This is a genomic window from Mesorhizobium sp. M0306 (genome assembly GCF_040321655.1).
GTDB lineage: Bacteria > Pseudomonadota > Alphaproteobacteria > Rhizobiales > Rhizobiaceae > Mesorhizobium.
In genome coordinates this window covers 19,461-41,198 of the sequence record NZ_JAMYRY010000005.1, presented here as the reverse complement: position 1 = coordinate 41,198, position 21,738 = coordinate 19,461, and the positions used below count along the sequence as shown (strand labels likewise).

The 21,738-nt window shown below is 62.6% G+C and carries 24 protein-coding genes; 10 read left to right on the top strand and 14 right to left on the bottom strand.

Annotated elements, in window-relative coordinates; translation table 11 throughout:
- Nucleotides 1-99: 99 nt before the first annotated feature.
- On the bottom strand, nucleotides 100-828 hold the full coding sequence (locus NKI95_RS10370; protein WP_352716464.1) for a DsbA family protein: 729 nt from the start codon (nucleotides 826-828) through the stop codon (nucleotides 100-102).
- A gap of 129 nt (nucleotides 829-957) precedes the next feature.
- Complete coding sequence (locus NKI95_RS10365; RefSeq protein ID WP_023674157.1) at nucleotides 958-1,458, bottom strand: DUF721 domain-containing protein; 501 nt, start codon at nucleotides 1,456-1,458, stop codon at nucleotides 958-960.
- Between the two features lie 56 nt (nucleotides 1,459-1,514).
- Here NKI95_RS10365 and mutY point away from each other — a divergent pair, with 56 nt between their 5' ends.
- Nucleotides 1,515-2,627 (top strand): A/G-specific adenine glycosylase, encoded by a 1,113-nt coding sequence (mutY, locus tag NKI95_RS10360; protein WP_352716462.1) that lies wholly within the window; start codon nucleotides 1,515-1,517, stop codon nucleotides 2,625-2,627.
- 11 nt (nucleotides 2,628-2,638) lie between these two features.
- A complete protein-coding gene (locus tag NKI95_RS10355) occupies nucleotides 2,639-3,250 on the top strand; it encodes an HAD family hydrolase (protein ID WP_352716460.1) in 612 nt (203 codons plus the stop codon).
- Nucleotides 3,251-3,315: 65 nt separating this feature from the next.
- On the opposite strand, the gene NKI95_RS10350 is transcribed toward NKI95_RS10355, so the two are convergent.
- Nucleotides 3,316-4,449 (bottom strand): site-specific DNA-methyltransferase, encoded by a 1,134-nt coding sequence (locus NKI95_RS10350; protein WP_352716458.1) that lies wholly within the window; start codon nucleotides 4,447-4,449, stop codon nucleotides 3,316-3,318.
- Nucleotides 4,450-4,629: 180 nt separating this feature from the next.
- Between NKI95_RS10350 and NKI95_RS10345 the strand changes: the two genes are divergently transcribed.
- A complete protein-coding gene (locus tag NKI95_RS10345; RefSeq protein WP_352716457.1) occupies nucleotides 4,630-5,319 on the top strand; it encodes an HAD family hydrolase in 690 nt (229 codons plus the stop codon).
- Nucleotides 5,320-5,357: 38 nt separating this feature from the next.
- Here NKI95_RS10345 and NKI95_RS10340 read toward each other — a convergent pair whose 3' ends face one another.
- Nucleotides 5,358-6,056 carry a hypothetical protein gene (locus tag NKI95_RS10340; RefSeq protein WP_352716455.1) on the bottom strand — a complete coding sequence of 233 codons (699 nt, stop codon included), beginning with the start codon at nucleotides 6,054-6,056 and terminating at the stop codon, nucleotides 5,358-5,360.
- Nucleotides 6,057-6,184: 128 nt separating this feature from the next.
- On the opposite strand from NKI95_RS10340, the gene thrC reads away from it, so the two are divergent.
- Genes thrC through NKI95_RS10320 form a run of 4 tightly spaced genes read left to right on the top strand, consistent with a single transcriptional unit; the run spans nucleotide 6,185 to nucleotide 12,393 of the window.
- Entirely contained in the window at nucleotides 6,185-7,582 is a 1,398-nt protein-coding gene (thrC, locus tag NKI95_RS10335) for a threonine synthase (RefSeq protein ID WP_352716453.1), read from the top strand.
- A 14-nt stretch (nucleotides 7,583-7,596) separates the two neighbouring features.
- Nucleotides 7,597-8,889: a M16 family metallopeptidase gene (locus NKI95_RS10330; protein WP_352716451.1), complete on the top strand. Its 1,293-nt coding sequence runs from the start codon at nucleotides 7,597-7,599 to the stop codon at nucleotides 8,887-8,889.
- Between the two features lie 15 nt (nucleotides 8,890-8,904).
- Nucleotides 8,905-9,501: a GNAT family N-acetyltransferase gene (locus NKI95_RS10325; RefSeq protein WP_352716449.1), complete on the top strand. Its 597-nt coding sequence runs from the start codon at nucleotides 8,905-8,907 to the stop codon at nucleotides 9,499-9,501.
- 3 nt (nucleotides 9,502-9,504) lie between these two features.
- A complete protein-coding gene (locus NKI95_RS10320) occupies nucleotides 9,505-12,393 on the top strand; it encodes an EAL domain-containing protein (protein ID WP_292657502.1) in 2,889 nt (962 codons plus the stop codon).
- 23 nt (nucleotides 12,394-12,416) lie between these two features.
- Here the strand turns inward: NKI95_RS10320 and NKI95_RS10315 are convergent, their stop codons facing one another.
- Nucleotides 12,417-13,025: a YqgE/AlgH family protein gene (locus tag NKI95_RS10315; RefSeq protein WP_292657500.1), complete on the bottom strand. Its 609-nt coding sequence runs from the start codon at nucleotides 13,023-13,025 to the stop codon at nucleotides 12,417-12,419.
- A 147-nt stretch (nucleotides 13,026-13,172) separates the two neighbouring features.
- On the opposite strand from NKI95_RS10315, the gene NKI95_RS10310 reads away from it, so the two are divergent.
- The 3 genes from NKI95_RS10310 (at nucleotide 13,173) to NKI95_RS10300 (ending at nucleotide 15,191) form a co-directional block, all read left to right on the top strand.
- A complete protein-coding gene (locus NKI95_RS10310) occupies nucleotides 13,173-13,979 on the top strand; it encodes a protein-disulfide reductase DsbD domain-containing protein (protein ID WP_352716447.1) in 807 nt (268 codons plus the stop codon).
- 83 nt (nucleotides 13,980-14,062) lie between these two features.
- Nucleotides 14,063-14,563, top strand: a complete 501-nt coding sequence (locus tag NKI95_RS10305; protein ID WP_292657494.1) for a peroxiredoxin — start codon at nucleotides 14,063-14,065, stop codon at nucleotides 14,561-14,563.
- A gap of 148 nt (nucleotides 14,564-14,711) precedes the next feature.
- Nucleotides 14,712-15,191, top strand: a complete 480-nt coding sequence (locus tag NKI95_RS10300) for a DUF2938 domain-containing protein (protein WP_352716445.1) — start codon at nucleotides 14,712-14,714, stop codon at nucleotides 15,189-15,191.
- 18 nt (nucleotides 15,192-15,209) lie between these two features.
- Here the strand turns inward: NKI95_RS10300 and rnhA are convergent, their stop codons facing one another.
- The 9 genes from rnhA to NKI95_RS10255 all read right to left on the bottom strand — a co-directional run bounded on the left by rnhA (nucleotide 15,210) and on the right by NKI95_RS10255 (nucleotide 21,678).
- Nucleotides 15,210-15,749 (bottom strand): ribonuclease HI, encoded by a 540-nt coding sequence (rnhA, locus tag NKI95_RS10295; protein ID WP_352716443.1) that lies wholly within the window; start codon nucleotides 15,747-15,749, stop codon nucleotides 15,210-15,212.
- Nucleotides 15,746-16,708, bottom strand: coding sequence for a homoserine kinase (locus NKI95_RS10290; protein WP_292657487.1), 963 nt, complete (start codon nucleotides 16,706-16,708; stop codon nucleotides 15,746-15,748). Before NKI95_RS10290 ends, rnhA begins: the two co-directional genes overlap by 4 nt.
- Before the next feature lie 5 nt (nucleotides 16,709-16,713).
- On the bottom strand, nucleotides 16,714-17,718 hold the full coding sequence (gene ispH, locus NKI95_RS10285) for a 4-hydroxy-3-methylbut-2-enyl diphosphate reductase (RefSeq protein ID WP_292657484.1): 1,005 nt from the start codon (nucleotides 17,716-17,718) through the stop codon (nucleotides 16,714-16,716).
- Between the two features lie 107 nt (nucleotides 17,719-17,825).
- A complete protein-coding gene (locus NKI95_RS10280) occupies nucleotides 17,826-18,581 on the bottom strand; it encodes an SURF1 family protein (RefSeq protein ID WP_352716441.1) in 756 nt (251 codons plus the stop codon).
- A complete protein-coding gene (locus NKI95_RS10275) occupies nucleotides 18,578-18,964 on the bottom strand; it encodes a DUF983 domain-containing protein (protein ID WP_352463894.1) in 387 nt (128 codons plus the stop codon). The genes NKI95_RS10280 and NKI95_RS10275 overlap by 4 nt, the downstream gene beginning before the upstream one ends.
- Before the next feature lie 82 nt (nucleotides 18,965-19,046).
- A complete protein-coding gene (locus NKI95_RS10270) occupies nucleotides 19,047-19,928 on the bottom strand; it encodes a cytochrome c oxidase subunit 3 (protein WP_292657474.1) in 882 nt (293 codons plus the stop codon).
- Between the two features lies 1 nt (nucleotide 19,929).
- Nucleotides 19,930-20,562 (bottom strand): cytochrome c oxidase assembly protein, encoded by a 633-nt coding sequence (locus NKI95_RS10265; RefSeq protein ID WP_352489616.1) that lies wholly within the window; start codon nucleotides 20,560-20,562, stop codon nucleotides 19,930-19,932.
- Nucleotides 20,563-20,569: 7 nt separating this feature from the next.
- Nucleotides 20,570-20,731, bottom strand: a complete 162-nt coding sequence (locus NKI95_RS10260; RefSeq protein WP_198023516.1) for a cytochrome c oxidase system small membrane protein — start codon at nucleotides 20,729-20,731, stop codon at nucleotides 20,570-20,572.
- A gap of 2 nt (nucleotides 20,732-20,733) precedes the next feature.
- Nucleotides 20,734-21,678: a heme o synthase gene (locus NKI95_RS10255; RefSeq protein ID WP_352716439.1), complete on the bottom strand. Its 945-nt coding sequence runs from the start codon at nucleotides 21,676-21,678 to the stop codon at nucleotides 20,734-20,736.
- Nucleotides 21,679-21,738 lie beyond the last annotated feature (60 nt).

Genomic DNA, 21,738 nt, shown 5'->3' with positions numbered 1-21,738 from the left:
AAGTTTCGCAAAACTGTTCCGCGGTTTTGCGAGGAGAACCCGCGGCAAGACAAAGAAGTGCGCACGCCGAAGCGACGCCGCTTCGGCGCTGCCGAAACGTCAGAGCAGAGGGTCGATGATGGCCGACATTTCCGCAATCGACATCGCCCCTTTGTAGGTCTTTCCGTTGATGAAAAAGGTCGGTGTGGAATCGACCTTGAATTCGTCGGCGCCGCGCTTCTGGACGGATCTCACATCGTCCAGAAGTTTCTGGTCCGTCAAGCAGGCCTCGAAGGACTCCTGTGTAAAACCGGCAAGCTTGGCGATTTGCAGCAGTGCGTCCTTGGTATTGTTCACACCAACCCAGTTTGCCTGCTGCCTGAACAGCACGTCGACCATCGGGAAATAATTGTCCTTTGAGCAGCGCGCCAGCATGAAACCGGCCTCGGCGCTGGGATCGAACGGAAATTCGCGCAGGATATAGCGGGCCTTGCCGGTATCGATATATTTCGTCTTCAGCTCCGGGAATGTGGTTTCGGCGAAATGCGCGCAGTGCGGGCAGGTCATCGAAGCATATTCGACGATGGTGACCTTTGCGTCGTCCTTGCCGAGTTGCATGTCGGGCAGCGCGCCGGGCTTCAACAAGGCTGCCATATCCACCGTGCCCTGAGCTTCAGGCGCTTTGGCGGCGGCCGGAGCGGCCGGCTTCGGAGGTTCCGCCGGAGCCGCAGGCTTCACATCCTGCGCCTCGGCTTTCTCGCCCGAGTCGCTGCAGGCGGCAAGCAGCGCCGCTGCTGGTATTGCGGCCAGCGAAGTCAAAAGGTTTCTGCGGGACAAGGAACGGATCATACGAATCACCTGGCAATAGTTGGATTTTGCAATGCAAAGGCTACAAAAAGCGAGAGTTGGCGCGAATTAAGGCATTACCGCGCCTATTCCAATCGCCAAATCCGGGCATGCCATCACGATAGCGCGAGATCACGGCTTCTTTTGCCCGAGAATGGTGGCGCCAAGCCGCTCCAACGAGGCGCGCAGCCCGCCGTCCTCGATCAAACCGACGGTGCCGGACAGCTTCGCTTTCTCGGCCGCAGTCAATGGCCGCAAACTGGGTTTCGGCTTGTCCTTGCCCGCCATTACAGGCTTCTGCACGATCCTGATCCGGCCGATCGCATTGAAACCGAGGAAGGCATTGACCCGGTTGATGATCTCGCCGGTCTCGTGCTGCAGATGCAGTGCCGCGACACCCTCGCAGGCAATCACCAGCACCGCCGGTTCGAACGGATCGTCCTCGTGCATGCGGCGCGGCCACTGGATCTTTTCCGGGCGCGAGCGGCCCGCAAGCCGCGGCCCGGCAATTTCTTCCCATGACTGGACCAGCCCGATCGACATGCCGGCCCGCTTGCGCAGCACCGGGTCGAGGATCTCGGTTGCGAGATCGCTCACCGGAACGGGATTGCCGAAGGGCCTTTTCCCTGCCATGTGCGTTCTCCAGTCACCAGCTTCAGCACCAATGGATTAGGGCCGACCCTCGATCAATGGCACTGCACGACCAGACCCGCAAGGCCGTATCCGGAGACAATGGCGAGATCGCATCCCGGCTGCTTGGCTGGTACGACGCGCATCACCGCGACCTGCCCTGGCGCGTTCCGCCGCGCGCGCTGGCGGGCGGGGCGCGGCCCGATCCCTATCTGGTCTGGCTTTCCGAGGTCATGCTGCAGCAAACCACGGTCGAGGCGGTAAAATCCTATTTTCGGGCTTTCGTGCAGAAATGGCCAACTGTCCAGGCACTGGCGGCGGCACCGACCGAAGACGTCATGAAGGCCTGGGCCGGGCTCGGCTATTATTCCCGCGCCCGTAACCTCAAAGCCTGTGCCGATCTCGTGGCGCGGCAAGGCGGTCGCTTTCCGGACAGCGAGTCCGGCTTGAGGGAACTGCCCGGCATCGGCGCCTATACGGCGGCGGCGATCGCAGCGATCGCTTTCGACCGACCAGCCGCGGTCGTCGACGGCAATGTCGAACGGGTGGTCTCACGGCTGTTTTCGATCGCCACGCCGCTGGGCGAAGCCAAGGGCGAGATACGCGGCCAGGTCGAACGCATGGTTCCCCGGACAAGGCCCGGCGACTTCGCGCAGGCGATGATGGACCTGGGCGCGACGATCTGCACGCCGCGCCGGCCCCGCTGCATGCTCTGCCCTGTTCGCGAGGATTGCAGCGCCACAATCTCGGGCGACCCCGAACGCTTTCCGGTCCGCCTACCGAAGGGCGAGAAACCATTGCGGCGCGGCGCCGCCTTCGTCGCGGTCAGGGCTGACGGCGCCATTCTTTTGCGAAAGCGTTCGGAAAAGGGCCTGCTCGGCGGCATGACCGAGGTGCCGACGACCGGCTGGACGGCGCGCATCGACGGCGCCACCACGGAAGCGGCAGCCCCGTTCCCCGGCAATTGGCGGCAGGCCGGACGAATCGGCCATGTCTTTACCCATTTTGCGCTTGAACTCGACGTGTTCAAGGCGGAGACCGACAGTGCCGCCCCGGCCGGGCATTTCTGGTCGCTGGTCCATGAAATTTCCGGGGAAGCGCTGCCGACTGTCATGAAAAAGGTAATCGAAGCGGCGATACCGGGCGCGACGAAGAAGCAGCACCCGCATTGAACGAGAGAAGAATGACTGAAATCCGCCACATCGTTTTCGACATCGGCAAAGTGCTGATCCACTATGATCCGGACCTGCCCTTCAGCCGCTTGATCCCCGATCCCGACGAACGGAAATGGTTCTTCGACAATGTCTGCACGCATGATTGGAACATCGAACAGGACCGCGGCCGCAGCTGGGAAGAGGCCGAAGCACTGGCGATCGCGCAATATCCCGAGCACGCCGAAAACATCCGTAATTTCCGCCGGCACTGGCACGAGATGGTGCCTCATGCCTATGAGGACAGCGTTGCCATCATGATCGGCCTGATCGAGAGCGGCCACGACGTGACGATGCTGACCAATTTCGCCGCGGATACGCTTGCCGAGGCCCGCGAGCGCTTCGATTTCCTCAATCGGCCGCGCGGCGTGACCGTGTCCGGCGACATCCGCCAGATCAAGCCGGATCGCGCCATCTATGATCACCACGTCGCCGCATTCGGCCTCGAACCGTCAGCCACGCTGTTCATCGACGACAGCCAGAAGAACGTCGACGGCGCCAAGGCGGCCGGCTGGCAGTCGGTGCTGTTCACCGATGCACAGACGCTCAGGGCGGACCTTGAGCGTCTTGGGATCAAAGTGTGACTTGAATCGCTTCCAGAGGTTGGTTGAGCCTTCGCATTTACCGATCTGTGGCAACTCGGAAGCCGTCAGGCCCCTGCCCGTTCGATGCCCAGGCGTGCAATGCGGCGAAGCTCGTCGATCGGGGTCAGGCCGCCGCTGCGCTCATAATGCCAGAAGGTCCAGCCGTTGCAGGCGTCCAGCCCCTGCACTTGTGCGCCGATCTTGTGGATCGACCCGGCGCTGTCGCCGATTGCCAGCGTGCCGTCGGCACGCACCTTTGCCGCCCAGCGCTTCTTGGCATCGTAGAGCGTGGCGCCGGGCGCCACCAGGCCATTGTCGAGAAGCGTGACGAAGGCGACGCGCGGCTCAGCCCGCTTGCCGGTTAGTACCGTCAAATTGGCGCCTTCCAGCGGCCGGACCGCATCGATACGTTCCATGGCGGCATCGATATAGGCCTGCTCACGCTCGATGCCGACGAAGTGACGGCCAAGCCGCTTGGCCACCGCCCCGGTGGTACCTGAACCGAAGAAGGGGTCGAGCACGATGTCGCCCGGCCTGGTCGATGCCGTCACGACGCGGGCAAGCAACGCTTCCGGCTTCTGCGTCGGATGCAGTTTGTCACCATTGTCGTTCTTCAGGCGCTCGCCGCCGGTGCAGATCGGAAATAGCCAGTCTGAACGCATCTGAATATCATCATTAGACGCCTTCAGCGCCTCGTAGTTGAATGTGTAACCCTTACCCTTTTGGTCGCGCGATGCCCAGATCATCGTCTCATGCGCGTTCTGGAAACGGCGGCCACGGAAATTGGGCATTGGATTGGTCTTGCGCCAGACGACGTCGTTGAGGATCCAGAAGCCCAGGTCCTGCATCTTGGCGCCGACCCTGAAAATATTGTGGTAGGAGCCGATGACCCAGATCGTGCCGTTGGGCTTCAACACGCGGCGTGCCGCCAGCAGCCAGGCGCGGGTGAAGGCGTCGTAGGCCTCAAAACTGTCGAACTGGTCCCAATGGTCGTCGACGGCATCGACCTTGGATTGGTCGGGCCGGTGCAGATCGCCATCGAGCTGCAGATTGTAGGGCGGATCGGCGAAGATCACGTCGATCGACTTTTCCGGCAGCCGTTCGAGCGCGGCGACGCAGTCGCCCTTCAGGATCGTATCCAGCCACTCGGATTGCTGGGGAGCATCGGAAAGCTCGTCGAGAAGACGCACGGCAGACATTGTGACACCCAAGGCACGCGTTACTGTTTACTGTCCGTTATGGTTACCGATCAGCGTAAATATTCAGTGAAGCAGACTGCCGAATTTGCGAAGCCCGGCCTGTTGGTGTATGCCGCGCCGCCTGAGCCGTTTGGACCAAAGGGCCCTCGGCATTCCCTTCATCCCGCTTTCCGGACCACCATGCCCCAGCCAGATCTTGTCATCTTCGATTGCGACGGCGTGCTCGTCGATTCCGAAATCATCGCCGCGCGTATCGATGCCGAGCTTTTGACCTCGGCCGGCTACGAGATATCGGCCGAGGAGATTTCCGAGGTCTATGCCGGGCTGACTTTCAAGGACATCATGATGCGGGTCGAGGAAAAGTCCCGGATCCCGTTCCAGGCCTCCCTGATCGACAAGGAGGAACAGCTCGTCGATCGCCGGCTGCGCAGCGACGTGCGTGCTATCGACGGGGCGCACGAGGCTGTCGCCGCGGTAGCAGTGGCGCGCTGCGTCTGTTCGAATTCGCGTTCGGAGCGGATCGAATTCATGCTGGAGAAGGTGCAGCTTTTGCCGTTCTTTGCCGACCGTATCTTTTCCTCGCTGGAAACACCGACCGGGAAAACCAAGCCGGCGCCGGACGTGTTTCGGTTCGCCGCGGAAAAGCTCAAGGCGAACCCCGCGAACACCTTCGTCATCGAGGATTCCGTGCATGGCGTCACCGGCGCTAAGACGGCGGGAATGCGCGTCATCGGCTTCACCGGCGCGGCGCACAGCTATCCCGGCCACGCCGATGCGCTGACCGAGGCCGGTGCGGAAACGGTCATCCGCCGCTGGGCGGAACTGAAAAGCGTGATCGCCGCGCTGTCGGAATGGTCGGCGGACGCCTGAGAGGCCGCCTCCAACCGCCGTGGCGCGAATGCACAGGCTCAGTTGGTCGCGGCGGCTTTCTTCTTCTTCGGCTTGTCTGTCGCTACTTTCGGAGCGCCCTCGTCATACCCGGCATATGCCTGGTAGTCCCGCGCCGTCGGCTCCGGAACGACGACGTTGGAATCGGTGTAGACGAACTGCGTGGCACTCGAAGGATCGGTGACCTGGACTTGATAGGAGTGAAGCTGCGAATAGAGAACTTCGGTGCCGTGCATCACCGCGATGCGGATCGGCATGGTGATGGTCCCGGGGGTGAACATCGGGCCAGGCACGACCTTGCCGGCGACGGCTATCTTCATCGACAAGGAGCCGTTGGCGCGGCTGCAGTCGCGGGTCACATCGGTGATCGAAGCCTGATAGATGATCTTGGCGGAATCGTCCGGCTGATCGACGCCTGCCGCGTCCGCTGCCGGCTGGGCGGCTTCCTCGGCGGCAACATCGGTTTTTTTCTTCGGCTTCGGACCGCTCTTGGCGTAGGTATTGAAGAAGGCGGTGCCGTCACGCAACGTCACTTTCGGGCAATAGGCCTGCAGCTGGCTGGAAAGCACCTTGGGATCGGGTGGCGGTGGCGGCGTCGTATCCTTCTTGCCGAAGCCGAGAATGCCATTGTCGCTCGATTGGCAGCCTGCGGCGGCAAGCATAAAGCCGGTGAGCGCCAGACCCGCGACAAAACGACCGTTGAATGAATGAAACGCCATGAACTGCACTTCCCTCTCGCAAAGCCGGTGACGTATATCAACCGCGCGGCAAAAATGCGACTGAGCCTGCGCAGAAATCCACCACCTCGCGGCGGGCGAAAATTCCCGGCAACAATGGAAACGTGACGATGCAATATGTGAGTACCCGCGGGGAAGCGCCCGCGCTTGGATTTTCCGACGCGGTGCTGGCCGGGCTGGCGCGCGACGGCGGGCTCTATCTGCCGAGCGCCTGGCCGCATTTTTCCGCAGCCGAGATCCGCGCCATGCGCGGTCTTGCCTATCCCGATCTTGCCATCCGCGTGCTGTCGCCGTTCCTCGGTGGCGAGATCGCGGCGCCGGTGTTCGAACGGCTGGTGCGCGAAGCCTATGCGACCTTCCGCCATGAGGCCGTCTGCCCGCTGGTGCAGACCGGGCCCAACAGCTTCGTGCTGGAGCTCTTCCACGGCCCGACGCTCGCGTTCAAGGACGTGGCGATGCAGCTTCTTGCACGGCTGATGGACCATGTGCTGGCCGAGCGTGACCAGCGCGCCACCATTGTCGGCGCCACCTCCGGCGACACCGGGGGGGCCGCCATCGATGCCTTTGCGGGGCGCAACCGCACCGACATCTTCGTGCTTTTCCCGCACGGCCGCGTCTCGCCGGTACAGCAGCGGCAGATGACGACCTCGATCGCGGCAAACGTCCATGCCTTGGCGATCGAAGGCAATTTCGACGACTGCCAGGGCCTGGTGAAGGACATGTTCAACGACCACGGTTTTCGCGACCGGGTATCGCTGTCCGGCGTCAACTCGATCAACTGGGCCCGCATCATGGCCCAGATCGTCTATTATTTCTCCTCCGCGCTGTCGCTCGGCGCGCCCGACAGGCCGGTTTCCTTCACCGTGCCGACCGGCAATTTCGGCGACATCTTCGCCGGCTATGCCGCCAAGAAGATGGGGCTGCCGATCGAACGGCTGATCATCGCCACCAACGACAACGATATTCTGGCGCGCACGCTGGCGACCGGCGAATACCGCATGAAGGGGGTCTTTTCGACCACGTCGCCCTCGATGGACATCCAGGTGTCTTCGAACTTCGAACGCTTGCTGTTCGAGGCAGCCGGCCGCGATGCCTCGACCGTGCGGCGCTACATGGACGGGCTCAAGCAGTCCGGCGCCTTCACCGTCGAGGCCGGCGAAATCGCCAGGATCCGCTCCGAATTCGACGCCGGCCGCGCCACCATGGACGAGGTCGCCGCCACCATCCGCACCACACTTGCGGCGAGCGGCTATCTGCTCGACCCGCATACGGCCGCAGCCGTGCATGTGGCCGCCGGCAAGGCTGCGGGTGAGGTGCCGATGGTGGTGCTGGGCACTGCGCACCCGGCAAAGTTTCCCGCCGCCGTCGAAGCCGCCAGCGGCGTGTCGCCTGCCCTGCCTGCATGGCTAGGCGGGTTGATGAGCGCCGAGGAAAAATACACGGTACTTCCATCCGACCTGAAAATGGTGGAAGATTATCTCGGCCGCCACACGCGGGCGGCGCGTTAGGGAGTAATTGCCATATGGGTGTTGAGGTAAGCCGTCTGTCGAACGGCCTGACAGTCGCCACCGAAACCCTTCCAAGCCTCGAATCTGTTGCCCTTGGCGCCTGGGTCAAGTCGGGCGCACGCAACGAGCGTGACGAAGAGCACGGAATGGCGCACTTGCTCGAGCACATGGCTTTCAAGGGCACCAGGCGGCGAAGCGCCTTCGAGATCGCCTCGGAGATCGAGGACGTCGGCGGCGAGATCAATGCCGCCACCAGCGTCGAGACGACCTCCTATTATGCAAGGGTTCTGAGCGACGACGTGCCGCTGGCGGTCGATATCCTTTCCGACATCCTGCAGGAATCCGAATTCGATCCGCAGGAGCTGGAGCGAGAGCAGCATGTGATTCTGCAGGAGATCGGCGCCGCGCACGATACGCCCGACGATGTCGTTTTCGATCACTTTACCGAGACCGCCTTTCGCCACCAGACTATCGGTCGCTCGATTCTCGGCACGCCGGAAACCGTCAAATCCTTCACTTCGAAGCAGTTGCACGACTTCATCGAACGGCAGTACGGCGCCGAGAACATGGTGATGGTGGCGGCCGGCGATATCAAGCACGATGATTTCGTGCGCGAGGTCGAAAAACGTCTCGGCGGCTTCCGCGGCAAGGCCGACGGCACCATTCCGCAATATGCGCAATATGTCGGCGGCGATTTTCGCGAAGACCGCGACCTGATGGACGCGCAGATCGTGCTGGGTTTCGAGGGCCGCGCCTATCACGTCCGCGATTTCTATGCCTCTCAGGTCCTGTCGATGATCCTTGGCGGCGGCATGTCGTCGCGACTTTTCCAGGAAGTCCGTGAAAAACGCGGCCTGTGCTATTCGGTCTATGCCTTCCATTGGGGTTTTTCCGACACCGGCGTCTTCGGGGTCCATGCGGCGACCGGACAAAGCGATATTGCCGAGCTGGTGCCTGTGATTATCGATGAGTTGCAAAAGGCCGGTGAAAACATCCTGCAGGAGGAGCTCGACCGGGCGCGTGCCCAATACCGCGCCGGGCTGATCATGTCGGCCGAGAGCCCGGCCAGCCGCGCCTCGCAGATCGCCAGGCAGTTACTTCTGTTCGGCAGGCCGATCGCCAAGGAAGAGCTGATGGAGCGGCTGTCGGCGTTGACTGTCGAGCGGCTGACGGATCTGTCGTCTCGGCTTTTTTCGACCAAGCCGACGCTTACAGCCGTCGGGCCGGTGGGTACGCTCGCGCCCTATGAAGCGATCCTCGATTCGCTTTCGGGCACGCAGATCACTGCCCGCAAGCTCGCCGTCTAAGCCTATTCGAGCGTCGTGTTCGCGCTCCCTTTCTTTCGCCGCGACCTGCCGGCGCTGAAGGGCGACCTTGTCACGCTGCGCGTACCGCTGACCAACGACTATCGCGAGTGGTCGGTGCTGCGCGGCGAAAGCCGCGCCTTTCTTGAGCCGTGGGAACCGCGATGGACCCCTGACGAGCTCGACCGCACGGCGTGGCGGCATCGTATCGGCCGCTACCGCGAGGACTACGCGCAGGGGACGGCGATCGCTTTCTTCATCTTCGAGAAAAGCAGCGGCAAGCTGGCCGGCGGTATCACCCTCGGCAATATCCGCCACGGGGTCGCCCAAAGCGGCCATATCGGCTACTGGATCGGCGAGCGCTTCAGCGGACGCGGCCTGATGACCGATTCCGTCAAGGTGGTGACGCGTTTCGCCTTCGAAACGCTGCGGTTGCACCGGATCGAAGCTGCCTGTATCCCCGATAACGCCCGGTCGATCCGCGTGCTTGAAAAAGCCGGATTCCGGCGCGAAGGACTGCTACGATCCTATCTGAGGATCAACGGCATCTGGCAGGACCATTACCTATACGCCCGAATCGCGGACGATCCGCCGGGCGTTGGAACAAAGGACTGATTTTTGACGAATTTTCTGCGCAACGGGTCGCTGCTTGCCTTTATGCTGGCGGCAATCGTCACGCTCTGCGCGGCATCCTCGGCGTTTGCGGTCGAACCGATCAAGATTGCCCGCGACGACGTGGCGCTCGACCTTTCGGGCGCCGTCGAAATCTACCGCAACCAGGGCGAGAATTTCCAGGTCTCGACGGCACCCGGCCCAGACGGCATCGTACGGCGCATCGAGGTCGAGGCCAATGACGCGCGCTCGACCGGCGACTGGGCGGTGTTCGCGCTCGCTAACACCACCGACCAGCAGCTCGACAGGCTGATTGTCGCACCGCATTTCCGGCTGGTGAATTCCGGCCTGTTCTGGCCGGACCTCGGCTCGACCCGTATCGCCGCGATCACGCCCAGCGAAGGCTTTGCGCTCGACCGCCAGACCAGCCCCGACGCCGACGTGTTCCGGGTGACGCTCAACCCCGGAACGGTGATTACCTTCATCGCCGAACTCGCCTCGCCCAAGCTGCCGCAGGTCTATCTGTGGGACCCTGAATCCTACAAGGACTCGGTCAATTCCTACACGCTGTTTCGTGGCATCGTCATCGGCATCGCCGGCCTGCTGGCGCTGTTCCTGACCATTCTTTTCGTCGTCAAGGGGACCTCGATGTTCCCGGCAACGGCGGCCCTGGCCTGGGCGGTGCTTGCCTATATCTGCGTCGATTTCGGCTTTCTCAACAAGATTATAGAAATCTCGCCGGGCAATGAGCAGATGTGGCGCGCCGGAACGGAGGTGGCGCTTGCGGCGACCTTCGTGGTGTTCCTGTTTGCCTATCTCAACCTCAACCGGTGGCACGGCCATTTCAGCTACGGCGCACTGGTCTGGATTCTCGGGCTGGTGCTGATCGCCGGCGTCGCCATCATCGATCCGGCGGTTGCCGCCGGCATTGCCAGGCTGTCCTTCGCCGCCACCGCGCTGACCGGGCTCGGCCTGATCATCTTCCTCGGCATCCGCGGTTACGACCGCGCCATCATGCTGGTGCCCAGTTGGGTGATGGTTCTGCTATGGCTATGCGGATCGTGGATGGCGATCACAGGCATGCTCGACAACGATATCGCCCAGCCGGCGCTGGGCGGTGGGCTGATCCTCATCATCCTGCTAATCGGCTTCACCGTGATGCAGCACGCTTTTGCCGGCGGCGCCCTGCATCAGGGCCTGTTCTCCGATCTCGAGCGCCAGGCGCTGGCGGTTGCCGGATCGGGCGATACTGTGTGGGACTGGGACGTGCTGCGCGACCGCGTCGTCACTCGTCCCGACGTAAGCATCCAGCTCGGCCTTGCGCCCAACAGCCTCGGCGGCCCAGCCCGCAACTGGCTGCCGGTGCTGCATGCCGACGACCGCGACACGTTTCGTACGACGCTCGACGTCGTGCTCGAGCACCGGCGCGGCCGGGTGTCGCAAAACTTCCGCCTGCGCGGCGCCGACGGGCATTATCACTGGTTTGCGCTGCGCGCCCGGCCGGTGATCGGCTCGGACGGCGAGGTCATCCGCTGCGTCGGCACCATGGTCGACGTGACGGAGCAGAAGAAGTCCGAGGAACGGCTGCTGCATGACGCCGTACATGACAATCTGACCGGCCTGCCTAACCGCGAGCTGTTCATGAACCGGCTGGAGGCGATCATTTCGATCGCCCGCACCGAAGAGAAGGTGCGCCCGACCGTCTTCGTCATCGACATCGACCGCTTCAAGCAGGTCAATGACGGGCTCGGCATCTCGGCCGGCGACACCATCCTTTTGACCATCGCGCGGCGGCTGCACCGGCTGCTCAAGCCGAAGGATTCGCTGTCGCGCTTTGCCGGCGACCAGTTCGCGCTGATGCTTTTGTCGGAGCAGGATCCGGCTCGCATCGCGGCCATTGCCGATGCCATCAAGCACGCCATCAACAACCCGATCACCTTCGCCAAGCGCGAGATCGTGCTGACCGCCTCGATCGGGCTGATCACCTGGACCTCAACCCAGACTTCGGCCGAGGACATGGTCAAGGATGCTGAGCTCGCCATGCATCAAGCCAAGCGCTTCGGCGGCGACAGGATCGAGCCTTTCCGGCCTGCCTTCCGCACGGTCGGCACCGACCGGCTGCAGTTCGAGTCCGACCTGCGGCGCGCCATCGAGCGACGCGAATTCACGCTTGCCTATCAGCCGATCGTACGGCTGGAGGACGGCAGCGTTGCCGGCTTTGAAGCCTTGCTGCGCTGGGACCATCCGCGACGCGGCATGATCCCGCCGGCGGATTTCATCCCGGTCGCCGAAAACTGCGGCCTGATCGTGCAGCTTGGGCTATTCGCCATGCAGCAGGCTGCCGAAGACCTGGCGGGATGGCAAAAGCAGATCGGCGATGCGCCGCTGTCGGTCTCGGTCAATCTGTCCAGCCGTCAGCTCATCCGCCGCGACCTGGTCAGCGACGTCCGCTCGGTGATCGCGCGGGCCAATCTGAAACCGCGCTGCTTCCGGCTCGAACTCACGGAATCGCTGGTGATGGACAATCCCGAGCAGACCGCTCATGTGCTGACCAAGCTAAAGCAGCTTGGCATCGGCCTGTCGCTGGACGATTTCGGCACCGGCTATTCATCGCTGGCCTATCTGACGCGCTTTCCGTTCGACACCATCAAGATCGACAAGAGCTTCGTCGACGACGCGACGCCGAAACGCGCGGTGCTGCTCAAATCCATGGTCAACATGGCGCATGAACTCGGCCTGTCGGTTGTCGCCGAAGGCATTTCGGACGAGAGCGATGCGCTGGAGTTGCGGCAGATGGGCTGCGAATACGTGCAGAGCTTCATGTTCGGCGCGCCGATGCCGGGCGACCAGGTGCTGAAGACGCTGAAGGAACAGTACCCGCTCACTCAAGCGTGACAAGTTTCGGGACGTGATGAGGCTCAGGCGTGACCGGCAGCCAGGCTGAGATGCGCGAGATCGATGCCGATCGAGGCAAGGATCCGGTCGTATTTGCGGTCGATGTCGGCGTCGAACAGAAGCTCGGCACTTGCCGGGCAAGTCAGCCAGCCATTCTCGACGATCTCGTTTTCAAGCTGGCCCGCACCCCAGCCGGCATAACCGAGCGCCATCAGCGCCCGCCGGGGTCCGCGGCCGGAGGAGATGGCGCGCAATATGTCGACGGTCGCGGTCAGGCAGACGTCGTCGGACACGGCGAGCGAGGATTCCACCCGGTAGTCGCCCGAATGCAGGACGAAGCCGCGGCTGCGATCCACCGGTCCGCCATTGCGCACGACGAAGTCGCGCGCCGGCGGTGGCAGGCGGATCGCCTCCATCTCATTCATGATGCCAAGTTGTACGAGCAGGTCCGGAAACAGCATCTGCTGCGTCTGGTTGATGATCAGCCCCATCGCGCCTTCGTCGCTGTGCGCGCAAATGTAGATGACAGAGCGCGTGAAGCGGTCGTCCTTCATGCCGGGCATGGCAATCAGGAACTGGTCGTCGAGAAAGCCGGGTCCTGCGGCCGTCCTTTTATGGCGCAACAAATCCATGGCCACAGCGTAACGCGTTTCCGAAGCGTCGAAAAGATGGGCGGCGCCCGATTTGATCAGGCTCGTAAATCGAAGGTCACGCAAATATGATGCCGGCCGCGTCATGAAATCATTGTGCGGCCATCAACGGACGATCAAATCACCGTCATGCAAAGCTTGAAAATCCTGCTGCTTAGTGTGGCCATTGGATCGGCGACCGGCCTCCCAGCCTCAGCCTCCTCGTCGGCCTGGTACAACAGCGAAGGCGGCAGGGTGCGACTGGTAACGAGCGGCAAAGCCGACGAGGCCGGACGTCTCCAGGGCGTCCTCGACATTGCGCTGAAGCCCGGCTGGAAAACCTATTGGCGCGATCCGGGCGATGCAGGCGTGCCGCCACAGATCGACGTCTCGGCCAGCACCAACATTGCCGACGCGACGCTTTCGTTTCCGCCGCCGCAGCGCCATGACGACGGCTATGGCAAATGGGCCGGCTACGACCACCCGGTTTCGTTGCCGGTGACGTTCACGCTTGCCGCGCCCGGCCAGCCGGCCGTCATCGATGCGGATATCTTCCTCGGCATTTGCGAAACCATCTGCATCCCGGTGCAGACGAGGCTGACCGTCGATCCCGGCGCCGATCCGGACAACGCCGAGGACGCGGCACTGGTCAAGGCAGGCCTTGCCACCCTGCCCGCCACGGCAACGCCCGATTTCGGCATAAACGTACTGCCGGGCGACCACGAAACGCTGATTGTCGAAGCGAGCTTTCCGGGCAGTCCCGAGGCCGCCGACTTCTTCGTTGCCGGCGAACGCGACTACATGTTCGGTGCCCCCGCGCGCAGCGAAAAGGATGGCAAGCTGATCTTTACTGTGCCGATCCTCGACAGGCCGTCGACAACGCCAACCGACGGCGGCCTGCACTACACACTGACAAGTGCCGCTGGCGCGGTCGAAGGCCTGCTGCCTTTTCCGTGATGCCAACGTCTGGACGGTTGCCGGGCGCGCCTTAGTTCGCTATCGCAAGGACACTCCCTTTCCATTCTCAAGCGAGGACCATCATGACGATCTCCGTTGGCGACAAACTGCCCGATGCGACCTTCAAGACAATGACCGCCGACGGTGCAAAGCCGATCACGACGGGCGAGATATTCTCAGGAAAGACGGTCGTGCTGTTTGGGGTTCCAGGCGCTTTCACGCCAACCTGCAGCAACAATCATCTGCCCGGCTACCTGGACAATTACGACGCCATCCTGGCGCGCGGCGTCGACACTATCGCCGTCGTCTCGGTCAACGATGTTCACGTCATGGGGGCTTGGGCCCGCTTCAGCGGCGGTGAAGGCAAAATCCTTTATCTTGCCGATGGCAATGGCGATTTCGCCAAATCGGTCGGCCTCGACGCCGACCTCTCCAGCGGCGGCATGGGGCTGCGCTCGAAGCGTTTTTCGATGATCGTCGACGACGGCAAGGTCACCGCGCTCAATGTCGAGACAAAGCCCGGCGTCGACGAATCCGGTGCGGCTCACATTCTCGGACAGCTTTCCGTCTTGGCGACAGCATAGGCCAGGGACGGCGGCGGGCGCCTTCGAGCGCTCAGCGTCCAAAGGACGCTGACTTTTTGCATTGGCGCATGATCCCTCCGAAAGCCGACCCGGTTTTCGGGGCCATGCGTCGGCGCTTCGGAACTGCTTGCTTTTGGGGACCTCGATTATGTCTGACATCGTCTGGCGCAGCGTCGCGATCGGCATCGGCGCAACCGCGCTTATGGATGTCTGGGCGATTTTCCTGAACAAGGCGTTTGCTCAACCGCGGCCGAACTGGGGGCTGGTCGGCCGCTGGGTCTGGCATCTCAGGGAAGGCAAGGTCTTCCATGACGACATTGGCGAGGCCTCGCCCTACGCGCATGAATCAGTACTTGGCTGGGCCTTTCATTATGCTGTCGGCATCGTCTACGGCATCATACTGGTCGTGCTGGCCGGAACGGCCTGGCTCACCGCGCCGACCTTCCTGCCGGCCTTTATCCTCAGCATGGTCACCGTCGGCGCCGGGTGGTTTCTGCTGGCGCCCGGCATGGGCGCCGGCTGGGCCGCTTCGAAGCGGCCCAATCCGATGCAGGTCCGCGCCCTGAATCTTGTGTCGCATACGGTGTTTGCAATCGGACTGTTCGGCACCGCCCTTCTAATCCGCTGACACGCCAGTTCAACCGGATCAATAACTCTGGGTCGAGCGCCGAACCTTCTTGGCCGCCGATTGCTTGGACTGGGTGCCTTCCTTCGGCGTTACGGACGCGAGCGCGGGTTTCGCCGACTTCGTCTTGAATGGCGCCATGCCGAGCCGCGCCAATTCGTCGGCACGCTCGTTCTCGGGATGGCCGGCATGGCCCTTGACCCAATGCCAGGTGACCTGATGGCGGTTACGCGCTGCGTCGAGCTGCTGCCACAGCTCGGCATTCTTCACCGGCTGCCTGGCGGCCGTCTTCCAGCCGTTGCGCTTCCAGCCGTCGATCCAGCTGAAAATACCGTCCTTGACATAGTTGCTGTCGGTATAAAGGTCGACGACGCAAGGTTCCTTGAGCGCATTGAGAGCCGAGATGGCGGCCAACAGCTCCATGCGGTTGTTGGTGGTCAGAGCCTCGCCACCGTGGAGTTCCTTGATGGCGCCGTTGAAGCGCAGGATTGCGCCCCAGCCGCCAGGCCCGGGATTGCCCGAACAGGCACCATCGGTGAAGATTTCAACGCGCTTGGTCATGTCAGTCCATATTCGGAAGGAGAGTTGATCGCCCGGTGGAAGCGCATCCGGCGAATATACTCGGTCGGGTCGCGTTTCATCACCAGCCCGCCGTCCGGAACCGTCAGCCAGTCGTAGAGCCGGGTCAGCATGAAGCGCAGCGCCGAGCCGCGCGCCAGCATCGGCAGCGCAGCTTTCTCGTCACCGCTCAACGGCCGCACGCCTTGGTAGCCGGCAAGCAGCGCCGTGCCCTTGGTCAGATTGAAGGAAAAATCCTTCTCGAAGCACCAGGCGTTCAGGCACGTGGCAACGTCATAAGCGTAGAGGTCGTTGCAGGCGAAATAGAAGTCGATCAGCCCGGACAGTTTCTCGCCGAGGAAGAACACATTGTCCGGGAAAAGATCGGCATGGATGATGCCCTGCGGCAGACCGTTCGGCCAGTTTCGCTCGAAATCGGCGAAATCGGCATCGACCTCGGCCGCCAGTCCCGGCTCGACCTCGTCGGCGCGGGCGCGGGCGGCATTCCACAGCTTGCGCCAGCCATCGATGGCAAGGGCGTTGGGGCGGGTCATCGGAAAATCCGCGCCGGCGAGATGCAGTGCCGCCAGCGCCTTGCCGACCTCGCCGCAATGCGCAGCCGTCGGCCGCCGCAGCGACAGGCCTTCGAGAAAGGTGATAATGACCGCCGGCCGGCCGGCAAGTGTTCCGATCACACCGCCATCATGTGCGGTGACCGGGAGCGGGCACGAAATGCCCTTTCTGGCGAGGTGGGCCATGAGGCCGAGAAAGAACGGCAGGTCAGCCTTGTCGACGCGCTTCTCGTAAAGCGTCAGGATGTAGGAGCCGCTGCTGGTGTGCAGTAAAAAATTCGAGTTTTCGGTGCCTTCGGCGATGCCCTTGTAGGACAAGAGATCGCCGACCGGATAGTTGCTGAGGAACGCGCCGAGCTCGCCCTCATTGACGTCGGTGTAGACCGCCATCGTGGCTACGCAGCCCCGTTGACGAAGGCCATGTCGGCAGCCGTCAGTTCGACATCGCGCAACACCCGCATCACCGGAAAATCCTCCGTCTCCGTCGCCGTCACGGCCAGCTCGATGGTCACGTCGAAGCGCTGCCTGAACGCATCGACGATCTCGTCGACGATGATCTCCGGCGCCGAAGCGCCCGCCGACAGGCCGAGCGTCGAGATGCCGACAATGTCATTCCACGGAATTTCGGAGGCGCGCTGCACGAGAAGCGACATCGAGGCGCCGGCGCGCTCGGCCACTTCGACCAGGCGCCGCGAGTTGGAGGAGTTAGGTGCGCCGACAACCAGGAAGAGATCGGCGCCGGCCGCTGTCTCCTTGACCGCTTCCTGGCGATTGGTGGTGGCATAACAGATCGATTCCGCCGCCGGCGCGTGCAGCTCGGGAAAACGTTGCTGCAGCGCGCGGATGATACCGGCGGTGTCCTCGACTGACAGCGTCGTCTGGGTCACGAAGCCGAGCGCTTGCGGGTCTGCAGGCACGAAGCTTGCGGCGTCGGCTTCGGTCTCGATCAGAGTGACCGCGCCGTCCGGCAACTGGCCCATTGTGCCGATCACCTCCGGATGCCCGGCATGGCCGATCAAAAGCACGTGGCGGCCCAGCCGCTGATGGCGCATTGCCTGCTTGTGGACTTTCGAGACCAGCGGGCAAGTCGCGTCGAGATAGAATAGGTTGCGGGACCGGGCGTCGGCCGGCACCGATTTCGGCACGCCATGCGCCGAAAAGACGACCGGGCTCTGGCGATGCTCGGGCGGGATCTCGGAGAGCTCCTCGATGAACACCGCGCCGAGGCTTTGCAGCCCTTCGACGACGTAGCGGTTGTGCACGATCTCGTGGCGGACATAAACCGGCGCGCCGTATTTCTTCAGCGCCAGCACGACGATCTGGATCGCACGGTCAACGCCCGCACAGAAACCGCGCGGCTGGCAGAGCCGGATGGTCAGCGGTGGCTTTGTGTGAAGCATGATTGCATCTTACGCTGATTGTAGGCCGGTTGATCGGACTATGACTTCTGAGCTCAAGGCGCGAAATGAGGTGTGCGGCCCTGCCCTGTCAAGGGTAGTGGCGGCGATCATTGGTCTTTCGCCGGGCGGCGGAGCCAGGAGATCAGGACGCCGGCAAGGGCGGCGGCAAGGCCGTACCAGGTTATCGCATATTGCAGATGGCTGTTCGGCAGGTCGATGACGGTGACACCGCCAACCGGCAGCCCGCCGGGGTTGGCCGTGGCGTTCGCATCGATGAAGATCGGCACCAGCGCCGCTCCTGCTGGCAAGCCGGCGCTCGAGGCCATCGCGTCACGATCTTTCCAGTAGAAGATGTTCTTCTGCGGATCATTGTCGGGAAGCATCATCGAGGGCTTGGCCGGCAGTGGGTTGCGGGCGAGCCCCGTCACCGTCACTTCGCCCGTTACCTGCCCCTGCGGCCGCTTGGCTGGGTCCTTGAAATCGTAAGGCACGAAGCCGCGGTTGATCAGTACGAAACGGCCATCGTCGAGCTGCAGCGGCGTGAAGACATCGAAACCGGACTGGCCTTCCCAGGTGGCGAGGAAATGCCGCTCGCCTTGATGCAGGAAAGTGCCGGTCACCGTTGCCGGCGTGTAGTCCACGTCGCTAGTGGCAGCAAACCGCTTTTCGACCTCGGCCAATGGCACAGGCGCCGAATGCGTCCGCTGGTCTATCGTCTGGAGAAGGCCCTCTTTCCAGTGCAGGCGCTGAACCTGCCAGGTGCCGAGCGCCAGCAGTATCAAAAACACGACGATACCCAGGCCGAGCGCCAATGCGCGCTTCGGCCGCGACCGGCCGGCCACCAAACCTGATGCCTCGCTCATTCGCCGCGGTCCAGCCGGCCCTCGGCCGCCTTGTTGCGGTATTGCAGCGTCAGCAGGACGCCCTTGATCAACCGGAGCGCCGCCAGGCAAAGCACCAGCGTCAGCGGAATCCACAGCAGCAGATGCAGCCAGAGCGGCGGATTGAGCGTCACCTCCATCCACAGCGCCAGACCGACGACGATGAAGCCGATGATCAGGATAACGAACACCGCCGGCCCGTCGCCGGCATCGGCGAAGGAATAATCGAGGCCGCAATTGGTGCAGCGATTGCCGACCGTGAGGAACCCAGAGAACAGTCTGCCCTCGCCGCAGCGGGGGCAGCGGCCATGCAGGCCGGCCGAGATCGGATCGATTGGTGGCCAGATCGCCTTGTCGTCGCTCATGAGGTCATCCTAGGAGCATTTGCCACAAAAGATAAGGCGGCCACGTCGCCGCAGCCGCCTTGTCGATTTCCTCAGCTCGATCTCAGTGTGGTTCGATCATCGCGCCGTTCGATGCCCAGACGTAGATCGAGGCAAACAGGAACAGCCACACCACGTCGACGAAGTGCCAGTACCAGGCGGCGGCCTCGAAGCCGAAATGCTGCTTGGGCGTGAAGTCGCCCTTCATGGCGCGGATCAGGCAGACCAGCAGGAAGATCGTGCCGATGATGACGTGGAAACCATGGAAGCCGGTCGCCATGAAGAAGGTGGCGCCGTAGATTGAATCCCTGAAGCCGAACGGCGCGTGCATGTACTCGTAGGCCTGCACCATGGTGAACAGCATGCCGAGGCCGACGGTCAGCACCAAGCCATTGATCAGACCTTTGCGGTCGCCGTGGATGAGCGAGTGGTGCGCCCAGGTCACCGTGGTGCCCGACAGAAGCAGGATGACGGTGTTGTAAAGCGGCAGATGGAAGGGGTCGAGAACTTCGAGGCCCTTGGGTGGCCAGACGCCGCCGGTGAAGGCGGTACGGGCGTATTGATGGACCTCGCCCGGAAACAGGCTGGCGTCGAAGAAGGCCCAGAACCAGGCGACGAAGAACATCACCTCGGAGGCGATGAACATGATCATGCCGTAGCGCAGATGCAGCGACACGACACGGGTGTGGTGTCCCTCATGCGCTTCCTTGATCGTATCCGACCACCAGGCGAACATCGTGTAGATGACGATCAGCAGGCCGATGAAGAACAGCCATGGGTTGGCGATGTTGAAACCGAAGATCGGGAAATCGCCGCCCTTGAGATATTGCATGTAACAGACACCGCCGAGCGCGGTCACCAGCGCCCCGACGGAGCCCAGGAAAGGCCACGGGCTCGGGTCGACGAGGTGGTAGTCATGTTGTGGTTTTGCGTGTGCGTCTGCCATATCAACCCCCGAGGCTTGCTTCGGTATCTGAAATCTTGTTGCGGCGGCCGTCGGCCGGCACCGATGATGCGACCGGCTTGGTCTTGTCGACCGGGAACATCGTGTAGGACAGGGTAATCGTCTTCAAATCCTTCAGTTCCGGCGCGTTGACGATGTCGGGATCGACATAGAACACGACCGGCATGTCCAGTGTCTCGCCCGGCTTCAGCGTCGTGTCGGTGAAGCAGAAACACTCGACCTTGTTGAAGTAAGGTCCGGCCAGTTCCGGCTGCACGTTGAAGGTGGCACGTCCGGTGATGGGCCGGCTGAATTTGTTGGTCGCGCTGAAATGCGCCTCGGCGGTCTCGCCGATCTTGATGGTGATCGAGCGGGCGACCGGCTGGAATTGCCAGGGAACGCCGACGGTGTTGGCATCGAAGCGGATGGTGATGTCGCGGTCGAGCACCCGATCGGCATATTGCTGGGTCGCCCGTTTGACGGTGCCGCCGTAGCCTGTCGCCTGGCAGAACATCGCATAAAGCGGCACCGCGGCGTAGGCCATGCCGATCATGCCACCGAAGAACGCGATGCAGACGCCGGCGACGACGCGGTTCGTATTTTTCTTCGTAGGATCGGTGACTGTTTGCCTGGTCATCGTCAGCTCACATCGAGCCGGGGAAACTGTGACCAAATTTCACGATGGTCGCGACGTAGAATATGACGACCAGCGCCGCCAGCGCGAAACCGATTGCGGCCGAGCGATTGCGGCGGGCCTTCTGCTGACGTTCGGTCAGCGTGACCAGTTCAAGCTTTTTTTCGGCCATGCTCACGCTCCACCGATGGTCAGCGCGCGCGCGACGACGCAATCGCCAAGGTAGGCGGCAAAGATGGCGAAGAGATAGAGCAGCGAATAGCCAAACAAGGCCTTGGCCGGCTTCATCGCCCGGTCGTCATCGGCCATTTGCAGCACCTTCCACGCATACCAGACGAAGCCGCCGCCGAGCAGCAATGCAACGACGCCATAGGCCGGCGTGGTGAAGCCGAGAACCCAGGGCAGCACGCCAACCGGCGCGAGGACCAGCGCATAGCCAAAGATCTGGCGCCTGGTCGAGGCCTGGCCGGCGACATTCGGCATCATCGGAATGCCTGCCTTCGCATAGTCCTCCGACTTGAAGAGCGCGAGCGCCCAGAAATGCGGCGGCGTCCACAGGAAAATGATCAGGAACAGCACCAAGCTTTCGAGGCTGACCGATCCGGTTACCGCCACCCAGCCGATGACCGGCGGAACGGCACCGGCAGCACCGCCGATGACGATGTTCTGCGGCGTCCAGCGCTTCAGCCACATCGTATAGATGACGGCATAGAAAAAGATGGTGAAGGCCAGCAGCGATGCGGCCAACCAGTTGACCAGCACGCCGAGCGTCATCACCGATAAAACCGACAGCACCAACCCGAAACTCAATGCCTCGCCTGGCCGGATGCGGCCGGCCGGCACGGGACGGCCGGCGGTGCGCGTCATCACCGCATCGATGTCTGCGTCGTACCACATGTTGAGCGCACCGGACGCGCCAGCACCAATGGCAATAGCCAGGATCGCGATCACCGCCAGCAGCGGATTGATGGTCACCGGGGCGGCGACCATGCCGACAAACGCGGTGAACACCACCAGCGACATGACGCGCGGCTTCAGCAGGGCGAAGAAATCGCCCGCCGTCGCTTCCGACATGCGGAAGCCCGGCTCGTCAATCAGTCTGTCTTCGGCAAGGGCCATGCGTACTTAAAGTCCATCATTCCGTTGGCCAAAACCGCCTGTCGGCCGGCGGTTCCGTAT